Origin of the sequence: Brevibacillus laterosporus (assembly GCA_007833815.1) — a bacterium.
Taxonomy (GTDB): domain Bacteria; phylum Bacillota; class Bacilli; order Brevibacillales; family Brevibacillaceae; genus Brevibacillus_B; species Brevibacillus_B laterosporus_D.
Map to the genome: position 1 here is coordinate 4,328,314 of CP033464.1, position 13,142 is coordinate 4,341,455.

A 13,142-nucleotide genomic window follows, 5' to 3' on the forward strand; every position below is an offset into this window, starting at 1 on the left:
TCAATGCATCCAGTTCGTGTACAGTTAAGAATAGATATCAACAAGCGATGATTGATTAATGAGGTGACCTCTTTTCATGCATACAAATTTACGAACTTTTATCCAGCAACTGCGTGATGAAGGACAACTGGTGCAGATTGACACCCCTGTTGATCCTTATTTGGAATTGGCTGAAATACACCGTCGAGTGATCGACGAACAAGGACCAGCTCTATTGTTTACAAATGTAAAAGGAAAAGACTTTCCCATCGTAACCAACCTATTTGGAACCCGTGAGCGCGTCGATATGGCATTCGGGCCAAAACCTGAAAAGATTATTCAACAATTAGTAAGCAACATGGACAAGCTAATGCCCCCTAAGCTCTCTTCTCTTTGGGGATTGCGTGACCCCTTGCTAAGTGTCATGAAAACAGGTACGAAAAACGTATCTCTTAAAAATGCTCCTGTCGGTCAGGTACATACGACAGAAGTGAATTTAAATGAACTACCTGCAATTACTAGCTGGCATGAAGATGGTGGCCCGTTCGTTACACTACCACTTGTCTACACAGAGCATCCCGTGAATAAGGAACACAACCTAGGGATGTACCGTATACAGCTTTATGATGAAAATACAACCGGTATTCACTGGCAAATTCATAAAGGCGGGGGCTTCCACTATTACGAGGCAGAAAAACGTAATCGCGCCCTACCTGTTACCCTGACAGTAGGTGGACCGCCTGCTCTGATTGTCTCTGCTATCGCTCCTCTACCGGAAATGGTACCGGAGCTCATTTTCTCCTCCCTATTAATGGGAGACAAGCTTGGGATGACCGAGGTGGCTAATCATCCACATAAAATTATTTCGGAAGCAGAGTTCGTGTTTGGTGGGATTGTCCCTCCGCACGTCCGTCGTCCCGAGGGTCCTTTTGGCGACCATTTTGGCTATTATTCCTTAGCTCACGACTTCCCGGTCTTTCATGTACAACAGATGTGGCGTAGAGAAGATGCTATCTATCCAGCTACCGTGGTTGGTAAACCCCGTCAAGAAGATTTCTTTATTGGTGAGTATCTTCAAAGCCTGCTGTCACCACTATTCCCTGTCGTTATGCCTGGGGTTAAAGCTCTTTGGACGTATGGAGAAACAGGCTTCCATGCCTTAGCAGGTGCAATCGTACGAGAAAGCTACTACAAAGAAGCGATGGCCCATGCCTTTAGAATATTAGGCGAGGGTCAGCTTACATTAACTAAGTTTTTAATGGTAACGGATGTACACTGCGATCTGTCTCAGTTCAGTAAGTTTTTAGAAATCGTTCTAGCACGTTTCCAACCTGAACGTGATCTATTAATCGTCAACGATACCTCCAATGATACACTTGATTATACTGGTCGCAAATTTAACCATGGTAGCAAAGGCGTAATGCTAGGCATTGGTGACCCTGTTCGTGATCTCTTGCACACATACAACGGACCAGACATCCCGCGTTTTCCGCATGTGGAAGTCTTTTGTCCAGGCTGTCTCGTGATTTCTGGGCCAAAATTTGAAGATGATCCGCAATTAGGCGAGAGTTTGATTGCCTATGCAAACGAACATCTAGCTGACTGGCCAATGATTTGTATCGTAGATGATGCAGCTATCTCTCGCAAAGAAAGTAGCTTCCTATGGACTGTCTTTACTCGATTCGATCCAGCGAACGACCTATATGCCAAGTCAAACATTGTTCGGAACAAAATTCGTTATGAGGGGCCATTAATCGTGGATGCCCGTATGAAGCCATTCTATCCAGCAGAAGTAGAAACACGTCCTGACATCGACAAATTGGTCAGCAGACGTTGGAAGGAATATTTCCCTCATCTATAAGATGATGATCAGAAAACCTCCTACCTCTTGCAAAAGTGGTGAGGAGGTTTTCTGATGTCAGATTTACTTTGCAATGAAAACCCATATAATATAAAAGAAGAGAGACGGGGCAATGGAGGGATAAGCATGCGACAAAAACAAATCCAAGCGGAACTTGGTGTGCAACCGACCATCGATCCGCAACAAGAGATCCGATCACGAGTAGAATTTTTAAAAGAGTATCTGCTTGCTACTCACACAAAAGGCTATGTACTTGGTATCAGTGGCGGACAAGATTCCTCGCTGGCAGGACGTCTCGCCCAACTTGCTGTGGAAGAGATCCGACAAGAAACCGGCAAGGATTATAGCTTTATCGCTGTTCGTTTGCCATATGGAGTTCAACAAGATGAAGATGATGCCCAGCGTGCTCTAGCTTTTATTAAGCCTGATCGTACGGTAACAGTTAATATAAAGCCAGCAGTGGATGCTTCCGTGCAAGCCTTTGAGGAAGCGACTGGAGAACCATTATCTCATTTCCTAAAAGGAAACATTAAAGCACGCGAACGCATGAAAGTTCAATATGATCTAGGTGCCAATTACCAATTATTGGTTATCGGGACAGATCATGCGGCTGAAGCTGTTACTGGCTTTTTCACTAAGTTCGGAGATGGTGGTTGTGATGTAACACCGCTCGCAGGCCTTAGCAAGCGTCAGGGTAAACAAGTGCTACATGCTCTTGGTGCAGAGGAAGCCCTATATGTAAAGGTACCAACAGCAGATCTTGAAGACGATAAACCACTTTTGCCTGATGAAACAGCGCTTGGCATGTCCTACGAGCAATTGGATGATTATTTGGAGGGTAAATCCGTCCCCGCCGATATTGCCGAAAAGATTGACCAGCGATACATACGTACAGCTCACAAGCGTCACCTACCTGTTACCCCATTTGATTCATGGTGGAAGGAACAAAAATAAAGAATTCGAGCAGGTTAGCAGGTTTGTAAAGCTAACCTGTTTTTATTTACACGAATACTGCTTCCTCAACTGCTAGTTATTCCTGTTCATGATCAAAAAACAGCGTCAATAACTCCTCAACCGTAATGGCTCCGAAATAGGTTGGCAAGTGAAGTGACTCCAATACTTCACGGATTGCTTGTTTTTCCATCGGAATTTCAGCCAGCTTCTGCTCGATATCTGCTACTTCACCTACTCCAAAGAAATCGCCATAAATTTTAGCTTGTTTGATTTTTCCCTTCTCCACATCTAGGCGTAGCTCAATCGTTCCTACCGGAAAACGTTTGGTTTGTTGGAAGTTGCTCTTAGGTGATTTTCCATAATTCCACTCCCAATTCTGATAGCGTTCCTTGGATAGCTCGTGAATGTTTTTCAAATCCTCTTCTGTAAACACGTATTCGCTCACTTCACCTTGAGCAAAAATGGAGCGTAAGATCTGTTGTTTAAACTCTCCGATCGTCATTGGCTCTTGTAAAAATTCTGTGATATTAGCTACCCTGCTACGGATTGATTTAATACCCTTTGATTCAATTTTGGCTGCATTCACCTTCAGTGCTGATACAACGTTCTCCATTTCAGAATGAAACAAGAGTGTACCGTGGCTAAACATACGTCCTTTTGTCGAGTATTGAGCATTGCCAGAAATTTTACGTTCGCCTACTTGAATATCGTTTCGCCCGCTTAATTCAGCCTCTACACCCATTTCTTTCAAAGCTAACACGACTGGCTGAGTAAATTTTTTAAAGTTGTGAAACGACTTCCCATCGTCATTAGTAATAAAACTAAAGTTTAAGTTGCCTAAATCGTGATAGACCGCCCCACCACCTGATAAGCGACGGACAATGTGAATATGGTGTTCATCCACATAATCTGCGTTTATTTCTTCGATCGTGTTTTGATTTTTACCGATAATAATGGATGGTTCATTTATGTAAAATAACAGATAATCGTCATCTGCCGGCAGGTGTTTTAAGGCATATTCCTCAATAGCTAAATTAATTCGTGGGTCTGTGATGCCTTGATTGTCAATGAATTTCATATAGACGCCCTCCAGTGCCAGTTCTCAGTAAGAATGATTTTCAATCTATTATCTCATCTCTTGCTCTGTTGCTCAAGCCTCAGGAGATTGCAATATCATGTCTTCGAAAACGAGAGCGGCCCTGCTTTTTGGCCTATTTTTTTTGGTAATGAGCGAGAAAAGACGTTTGTGAGGCTTTGCGCTGATAGCTAACGCTTTACATTCTTTCAAAAAAACTTCCCGTTTAGCAATCAGTCCAGAGACAATTGAAATGCCTAAGCCTGCCATGACTGCTTCCTTAACCGCTTGGCTACTACTAAATTCATAATAACGCTTTACATGAACACCTAGCTCTTGAATAATACCATCGCTTTGCTCACGTGTCCCTGACCCCGATTCACGGAAAATCCACACTTGATTCTCTAAATCTACTTGGGTAGCTACTTTTTTACGTGCCAAAGAGTGATCGTTTGGCACAAGCAACACCAGTTGATCTTCCATAAAAACCTGCACATCTACGTCTGGGCTACTACTCGAGCCTTCGATTAGTCCCACATCAATTTTCTCATCTAACAATGCCTCAATAATTTCTCGTGTGTTATTAATTTTAACCTGCGCCTGTACTTTGGGATATTCCTTCGTATACATAACCAATTGCTTAGGCAAAAAATATTCACCAACCGTATAACTCGCACCTAGAGTAAGTGGGCCACTTACTTCCTGCTTGAGGGCTTGCAATTCCGAGCGTGTTTCATCTACTGCATATAGGATTTGCTTTGCTTTCTGATAAAAAAACTCACCTGCTTTAGTCACCCTCACATGTTTGGGGGAACGAATAATAAAGCTGGTATCGTATTCCTCTTCTAAGTGACGAATATGTAAACTGACCGCGGGTTGCGACAGATTAAGCTCCTCGGCAGCTCGGGAGAAGTTTTGTTTTTCTACTACCTTTACAAAAATACGTAGGGAATCGAAATTCATGGCTCAGAAGGCCTCCTCTGGCTTGTCTGTTCTCTTCCTTATTCCCTATCAACACTAAATCCCCTTCCAGCAGCTAGTAGAAGAGGTTTCGTGTTTTCATGTATCTATGGTCACTAAAATGACTAGATTCTATTATACTTCTTTCCCCTGTGGAGTAATGATGCTATTTTCTCCATCCTTCTTCACAGTAGCCTTCCCATTCTGAAAGCTAGATGCCCAATCATAGCGTAGCGGAATGACCACCTGGCCCGAAGTATTAACGTAACCAAACTTACCATTCTTTTTAACCACAGCTAAGCCCTCGGAAAAAGCAAGCGCATAGTCATACTGATAGTCAACAACAATGTTAACAGAGCCAGAAGCAACTGAATCTAACTCGACAAATCCCCACTTTCCTGCTCTCTCTCTTGGAATAGGAGTACGTTGTTTTGGTGTGCTAATCTTTGTTTTATCCTCTACCTTAGCTTTTCCTTGTACATGAGCTTCTGCTTTAGTACGTGCTTCTTGCTCTGCTCTCGCTTTACTTTGTGCTCCTTCCTTTACTGACGAATCCTTCTTATTCTTCTCTGTTTGTACTAAGGGCTCTATTTTTTTTGTTTGTTGCTGATTCATCTGCTCTTTTTTCAATTGTTCTGCCTTTGCTTTGGCATCTTGTTCTGCTTTCAACTTAGCTTGCCGCTCTTGTTGCAACACTGTCTCTTGTTGTTTTTCAATAGCTTCTACGTGTTCCAAAGCTTCTTTTTCCAAACGTTCGCGAGCTTCCCTCTCTATTTTTTCCTTTATCGCATGCTGTTCCATCTGCATATTGATTACTGCTTGCGTCTTAACCTTTTCGTTGGCCCACATAAGTCCACTGCCAGCTACCAGCAGAATGGCAATAGCCGTACCTATTACAAGTTGCTTTTTACCAAATGTCTTCTGGGGCGCTGATAACTTTTGTTGTGCTGATTGTGAAGCTGTCTCCTCTTCAGGAAGCCGTTTTTCCTGTAATCTTGTTTCCACTTCAGCAATGATCATCCACAAATCCTGGGCTAGGGCATGTTGAGGTTGGACCTGCTTCTGTACAGTTCGATAAATTTCTATCGCACGTTCCCAATCCCCATGTTCTTCCCATTGCTTAGCTTGTTCCATCTGCTTATATATAAAAGGTAGGTACGCATCATGACTTTGCTCGCTCTTACCTTCCTTTAAAGCATAAGGAGCAAGCACTTGTTCCGTATTTACTTCTGATTCGGGTGGAGAAATGATCACATGCGGCAAAGCTGCCTGAATGATTGGTTTGCTAGCTCGCTTTTGTTTCTTTGATACTGATATTTCTTCTATATCCATTAATGCAAGTAACCATTCACCGAATGTAGGGCATTGGTTCAATTCCTTACTCTGCCATGCACGATCAAGTAAGGTAGCAATCTCTTCCCCCCAATGATTGCGAATAGAACCTATCAACAACGGATATCTTTCCTTGCTGTAGGAAATCTCTTCTGGCTTAAAATAACTTTCTCCCCAGGCTGCCTCCCTAACCGCTTCATCATACCAGCCTAACATCTCCGCTAGCAAAATAGCTCCTGAGAAACGATCAGCATATTTACTCCACAAACCAGATTGAGAGGCTTGTGGAGGGGAGTAGCCTGGTGAAGCCGCAAACAAAACATCAGGGCGCTCCAATCTAGGTCCATATAATTGCTCTACGTCCACCAACTCCACATAGGAAAAGCCATCTTCTATGCTATCTTTAACCAACCTTGGCAAGATCAAATTAGGACCAGATAAATCACAGTGGGCCAATCCCTGTTGTTCCATCGTCGATAGCACCTTAGCTAGTGAACGTGCTAATGTCAAGCTGTCTGCTCGGGTTAATGCCCGTTTATCTAGTATGACATCCATCCAAGTAGGACCTTCTATCCACGGCATGACCACACCGTACATCAGGTCACGATGCTTACTTAACAGCTCTCCATGTTGCTGAGGCGTCAATATAACTCGATCACAGACAGAAAGCCCTGGTAGAGTAGCAAAATCTCTGATCTGCTCGGACAAGTAAACTTGTTTAGGATCTTTATATTGATGACGAAACACCTTTAATGCTTTCCAACTAGAAGCTGTTTCTTTTCGCGGAATCAATTGATAGACAATACCTTGACGTCCTTCCTGACCATAGGGAACATGAGGAGCAACTGGATGCTCGCCGATTGTATATGTAATTCCGTGTAGATGAAGTTCTTCTTCTACTCTCGGCTGAAATACCATGAGGGCTTCCTCTCTTTCTTACCTATAAAATGTTCTTCCAAAGACCTACCTTGATTTTTTCGTATGTAAACTCTCATAGGGAAAAGGACCAGGCTATCTTTCCCACCTAGTCCTTCTTTCCTTGTCTAGCTTTATTAAGAGTCCGCTTGACGGAACTTCGTCGCGATTGCGTGTAACTCATGTGAAATACTTTCAAGCAATAGCACAAAACTAGTCATTTGCCTGTTCGCTTCTTGAAATTCATGGAAGAATTTTTGTTTAGTCATCCCGTCCCATTGCCCTTCCATCTGGTGGATTTGTTGGTTGAGACGATCAATAACCTGTTGACTTTGTTCTCTGCTTTGCTGAAATTGATTTGCTACTTCATCTACTTGATCAGGTGAAATTAAAATGCGTGACATGTTCTTATTCCCCCCAAGTCGTTCACATTCTCTTTTGTCTTATTGTAGCCTAGAGTATTTTTACAAACAATTCCCATTTTTTGAGTATGTACAACTAGAAAGAATCACCTAGATTTACTAGTAAACACACAGGACTTTTGTCCAAAACATCACCTGTAAGTGATTTTGTCATCTATCGTTATACCCATAAGTGTGCTCCTGCAACCATTTTTGATTGATAGATAGAAGCAAATTCTGTAGAGATCGCTCCCCTCCAAAAGGTAGGGCTGCTTTAACACGTTGATAACGTCTTTTAGCAAAGTAGCCTTGACCCGATGGCAACATTTTGTTGAAGGTAGCATGTGGGTATTGACTCGATTCAGTCGATGGAATCTTAAATAAGGACAGATCATTTACGTCAATACTGCCAAATAAAAAGCCCGTTTGCATATTTTTAATCTCTGATAACCAATCATTACTGCTATAAGGAAAATCAGATGGTACCCCAGAGATGATTACATATAGATCACGGTCGCGTCCTTTTCGAACCAGCTGTGCTAATTGATCTTTTACCTGATAATCTGTTATCTGCTTAAAAAACAAATCTGCATCATCAATAACCAACAAAAGAGCTGGCTCCTTACCAATTGGCTGTTCCAATTCCTCAGCAGTTTGTGACGATTTAACCTGTTCGGATTGTTTCTCTTTCCACATCTGATCAGAAATCTGTTGCTCTCCCGTAGGTTGTTGATTTTTTAGATACTCATCGTGCTTCTGACGCATTTTTATTTTAGTACTCAAGGTAGTAAGCAAATCCCCAAGCTGACTCTCTACAGTCGCTACACCTTTTACATGCGGTAAACCACCTAAAGAGGTCAAAGCTATGGGACCGCGCCGAAAGTCAATAAAGAAAATTTCCAAGTCTTGCGGAGAAACCCTATGACATAGAGATAGCACCCATGTAAGCAAAAAGGAGGTTTTTCCCCCTTCCATAGGACTACCTACCACAAAATATGGTCCTTCTCTCAAATCTACTTCAAAGGTAGTTAAATCATCCACATAAATACCGACGGGAACCTTTAAAGAGTGAGAAGAGGCAATCGGAATATCAGAAGTAGTAGAAGTAGAGGATGCACTATTATAGACTGATTCTACCTCAAATAATTCTTCCAATAAAACAACCTCGGGTAGTGGCACAATCTCTTTTGGACGATCCCCTTCCCAAGTACTGCTCATCTGCTCCATGATGTTACGAAGAAGAATCGAGCGTTGCATATCGTCTTCCCCTGTTATCGGTAAAGCGGTCTGAAACACTAGCGGCGGCAACTGACCTTTTACTAACCCACGTCCCTCTGGTAAATGAACAGGCGGTTTTGTTGGACGCCCCACCGCAAAATAATAGTCACTTGGATCAGATAGCTCAAGGGTAACTCCCAGTGAAAAGCTACTTCGCACTCGCTCCAAAATATCAGTAACACGGTTAGCTGTCACTACAAAGGTAATACCGACGCTCGCTCCTTCTCTTACTAACTGCTCCAGTTGATCATGCTCATGGGAGTACTGATTTCGGAAGTTCAGATAACCATCTATGCAAACGACAATCCTAGGCACAATGATGCCAGTTGACATCTGATATGCTCGCAGTGTTTTCGCCCCGCTAGCTGCAAGTAGCTCACGTCGTCTTATTAATTCCTGTAACAGATAACGAAATAAACGCCTAATTTTATCCTTTTCATCATCTGAAATGAAGGAACCAACATGAGGTAAGTGCGCAAAATCTCGCAACATTCGTCCAAAATCCAACAAATAAAAGTGGAGGTGTTCAGGTGAATGACGAGTCGCCAACGATAGTAGTAACGTCTGCAAAAAAGTAGTCTTTCCTGTTCCTGGCATACCATAGATAGGTAAATGCCCCTCCTCTAGTGATATCATCAACGGTTCTTGTCGTTGATTCGCCAAATCGTCTACCAAGCCTACAATAGCAGAAAGGCTCGATGCCCCTGCTATCCATTCCCTACCATTCCAGCCATGTCTGCGATCGGATATATCTTCTAAAAAAAGCTGTTCAGGTAACGGTGGAAGCCATGGGCTTGGCAAGCGCCCGATTCCTTCTAGATCTGCTGTTTTTGCCAAGTATTCCATCAGAATCTGAAGTTGCTTCTTTTGTTTTCTAGTATACTCTCTGTTGGCTAGGGTTCCTTTTGCCTCTCGTTTCGTACGCCTACCATTTAATGAAACATCATATATCTCCAGACAATTTTGCTGATTGTTTTGGTTTACATGGTAAGGAGCACCACTCCAGGCAAATTGGACCAGATCAAATTCCTCATTACTGCCCACCTGTAAATAGCCACGCCCAGGCGTTGTAATCCAAGCAGCATCCGGTACCTTTAACATCTCCCGGCTGTCTGCATCATCCTGCACTCTAAGACAAATGCGAAAACGGGCATTACTCCAAATTTTATCATCCACGACACCCCCAGGCTTTTGGGTAGCTAGGATCAAATGGACACCTAAGGTTCTTCCAATAGCTGCAATCGATATTAGTTCATTCATAAACTCAGGCTGCTCTTTTTTTAATTGCGCAAACTCGTCAATAATAATAATCAGATGAGGGAGAGGATGAGTGGCTCGCCATGCCGTTTCATAATACTCATCAATGTGCTGAAGATCTCCCGCTTCATTTAAGATTTTTTGTCGACGGATTAGCTCAGCTCGTAACGAAATCTTTGCTCTTTCTAGAATGCGATCATCTAGATTGGTAATCGAGCCCACCAAATGAGGTAAATCGCTAAAAGTATTAGACATCCCCCCGCCTTTATAATCAATTAATAAAAAGGCCATCTCATATGGATGGTAGTGGACAGCTAGTGACGCAACGATTGATTGAATAACCTCACTTTTTCCAGAACCTGTCGTACCAGCCACTAAACCATGCGGACCATGTCCACGTCTCTCCATTTTGTCATGCAGATTTAATAGAATTTTTTTACCGCCAGTCCTCACCCCTACTGGGACTGGTAATGAGTCAGGAAAACGATTTCTACGCCAGAGAGTAGCTACATCTAATTCTTCTATCTTCTTAATATCCAATAGGTCAAACAACGACAATACCTGAGGTATTTCTGATGATGTAGAGCGCTTTACCTTCAGACTTGCCATCATGCGTGCAACATGCTCCGCCGCATCTACTGGAAGATTGTCTACTGTAAATTCCCTTTCCAGATCCCCTATATCAGTTGCATCACCTGTCACCGTTTCTTTACATGAACCGTGATCTCCTTGCAACTCTACGATCAACTGACACTGCATAGGAAGTGAGTTTTTACTATCCGCAAGTAAAATCGTGCATGCACCGATTGCTTCTGCCTCTTTTAATAGTAAAGGCAAAATAGGCTCATCCTCAATGAGATGAGGGGCTGACAGTATAAACACCCAGCAAGGTATTTCAACCGCTTTACTCAAATCAGTTGCCCGCGCCATTTTTCTCCGGATTAGTTGCCCATACAAAAAGTCGAGTAATAGATGAGCGCTCCTTTTTTCCTGAGCAATAAACCGCATTGTCTGTTCGTCATCCCAAGTATGCGGTAGCCAGCGTAGCCATTTCCATTGTTCTTCTTCCCATTCTGGATAAAAGGCAGCGATCTTCACTTCATCAGGAGAATGGTGTGTAACCATCTGCAGTACTATAACTCTAATAGCATTCAAAACGGCTTCCTGCTCGCCTACCACGCCTATGACTTTAGATTGATACAGGGGTAGTTGGACAGGAACCGATTCAACCTCACCAAATGTTTGAGCTACATCTTGTGCCTCTTCAATTAACGGATCTGTCTCATAACCTTCCTGTTTTGGCACAGTAATCTGATAGCTAGCTGGTAGGGTTCCTACTCCCATACGCAGACGCAAAAAATCTTCATCGCGCATGGAACGCTCCCATAAAGAACTGCTTCGCTCTTCTACTCTCTTTATACACTGCTCCACAGACGGGTTCATTTCGTGCATAATGGTTTGCTGTGCCTCTTGTAACGCTTTTAATTCCTGTCTATGTTTCTCCAACTGTGCTTGATAACTATTTGCTCGCGTTTCTATCTGCCTTCGGTAATTTCTCTTATTATATAAATAGGTAAACAGCGGAATCGTATACGAAATAATCATCGCACTCATAGAAATCATCTGAAACACTAAAAAATTTTTGCTACCCGCATTAATTCGTGATCCGAGATATAAATACGCAAAAAGCGAAATTCCCGTTATAACGATGGGAAATAAGATAGAAATGATAGAGAAAGCAGGAGGATGGGGAACAAGAGGAGGACGATGGATTTCTACTGTTTGTTTGGGTAACGTACGCCTAAAGCGTGGTGATCGTTGAAAATAGTCATTGGCCATTCCTGCTCCCCCTTCCATTTATTATTACAAAGTCTTCCATACATACCCTTTTAGCTCGTTCAATTCTTTTTCTTTTTTCTCATATTGAGTGTGTACGTGCTCACTGACAGGTACTTGTTGTTGGTACAAAGAACGCCATCCTTCAATTGGTTGGTTTTTGTTTTCGTTACCTGTAGAAAAGCTACGTTGTACTCTCAGATATGCTCCAGACTTGACACCTGCCTGTGACAATGTGGCTCTTGTCGAAAGGGTTTTCCATTCGCTTCTCCCCACTTTCACTTCCAGTAGATACGTCAGGTCAGTCAACAAATGTGGCTCTCCTTCTTTTAAGACGAGGGATATCTTCTCAGCAATCAATTGACTGGGAATATCAGAAGGCAATTCAAAATCAAACCACTTACTCTTATCAGAATTTGTTACAATCGTTACAATGACTTTATTCATTTCCTCACCATTGTTTTTTATTTAGATCGTCTGAACGATTAACTTTTCTAAGATGATTTCCTGCAAAATCTCATCCACTTCCAGATCGGAACTAGGATTGATACATACCCAATCCTCTCGTTCCTTAACAAAAAGACGAATTAACCAGTTTGCATTACTAGCTGTAAGAAACGTCATGCCATTTAAACTCCATTCGTTTTGATGCCATGACATCGTAATCAGTTGCCCTTCACACCATTGTTTTTTTAAAGATTGAGCAAAAGCCTCCGCTGCCTCTATATGGCAATGATGATCCAATAACGTGGCGCAAATCTCATTTATAGAAGCCGTGTCTACCATTCCTCTGATTTGTTGAAAGATAGCATTTGGTAATTCAATAGATGGAACCATAACTTTTTCCTCAGGATTTTTCTTGATACGGCTGCACATTGTTTTACTAGCTTGTACTGGTTTGCCTAGTGCTCTTAGCTCATATACATTTTTCCCACCGGATGCCGCTATCTTCTCAACCACGACTTCAGGGTCGAAATGGAAGTATCCCTCGTATGTCTCTTTTTGTTCATCGGTGTAACGGAAGTAACAACACGTTGTAGCATGTCCACAAGGAGCCACAAGCGTATTTACTACCTCATTTATGTACAGACCTGTTTCATCCTCAAATATATAGCCTTTTTGCAAAAGCTCTGTCTTTATTAAGTCCCATTCTTCTTGCAAGTCTTCTGTCAGATACCCAGCATAAGGCTCTGCTATACCCAATACTTGATCAGCACCAGTTAGGCATGCTAAAAAATATAGCTGTTTATCCGTGATTGAAATAGATTCAATCGGACTTTTCATACTAGCCTCC

8 protein-coding genes and 1 pseudogene are annotated in these 13,142 nt (G+C 42.4%); 2 read left to right on the forward strand and 7 right to left on the reverse strand.

Going from position 1 to position 13,142, the window contains the following annotated elements; genetic code table 11:
* Positions 1–76: 76 nt before the first annotated feature.
* Together EEL30_20985 and EEL30_20990 are read left to right on the forward strand one after the other, a co-directional pair.
* Positions 77–1,840, forward strand: a complete 1,764-nt coding sequence (locus EEL30_20985) for a UbiD family decarboxylase (protein QDX94533.1) — start codon at positions 77–79, stop codon at positions 1,838–1,840.
* A 126-nt stretch (positions 1,841–1,966) separates the two neighbouring features.
* Complete coding sequence (locus EEL30_20990; protein QDX95847.1) at positions 1,967–2,794, forward strand: ammonia-dependent NAD(+) synthetase; 828 nt, start codon at positions 1,967–1,969, stop codon at positions 2,792–2,794.
* Positions 2,795–2,870: 76 nt separating this feature from the next.
* Here EEL30_20990 and EEL30_20995 read toward each other — a convergent pair whose 3' ends face one another.
* The 7 genes and pseudogenes from EEL30_20995 to EEL30_21025 all read right to left on the reverse strand — a co-directional run bounded on the left by EEL30_20995 (position 2,871) and on the right by EEL30_21025 (position 13,132).
* On the reverse strand, positions 2,871–3,872 hold the full coding sequence (locus EEL30_20995) for a lipoate--protein ligase (GenBank protein ID QDX94534.1): 1,002 nt from the start codon (positions 3,870–3,872) through the stop codon (positions 2,871–2,873).
* A gap of 53 nt (positions 3,873–3,925) precedes the next feature.
* Positions 3,926–4,832 (reverse strand): annotated as a pseudogene (locus EEL30_21000) (LysR family transcriptional regulator).
* Positions 4,833–4,964: 132 nt separating this feature from the next.
* Complete coding sequence (locus EEL30_21005; GenBank protein ID QDX94535.1) at positions 4,965–7,079, reverse strand: hypothetical protein; 2,115 nt, start codon at positions 7,077–7,079, stop codon at positions 4,965–4,967.
* 134 nt (positions 7,080–7,213) lie between these two features.
* Entirely contained in the window at positions 7,214–7,480 is a 267-nt protein-coding gene (locus EEL30_21010) for a WXG100 family type VII secretion target (GenBank protein QDX94536.1), read from the reverse strand.
* Positions 7,481–7,648: 168 nt separating this feature from the next.
* Entirely contained in the window at positions 7,649–11,851 is a 4,203-nt protein-coding gene (essC, locus tag EEL30_21015) for a type VII secretion protein EssC (protein QDX94537.1), read from the reverse strand.
* Between the two features lie 24 nt (positions 11,852–11,875).
* Positions 11,876–12,295 carry a hypothetical protein gene (locus EEL30_21020; protein ID QDX94538.1) on the reverse strand — a complete coding sequence of 140 codons (420 nt, stop codon included), beginning with the start codon at positions 12,293–12,295 and terminating at the stop codon, positions 11,876–11,878.
* A gap of 21 nt (positions 12,296–12,316) precedes the next feature.
* Positions 12,317–13,132, reverse strand: coding sequence for a hypothetical protein (locus EEL30_21025; GenBank protein ID QDX94539.1), 816 nt, complete (start codon positions 13,130–13,132; stop codon positions 12,317–12,319).
* Between the last annotated feature and the right edge of the window lie 10 nt (positions 13,133–13,142).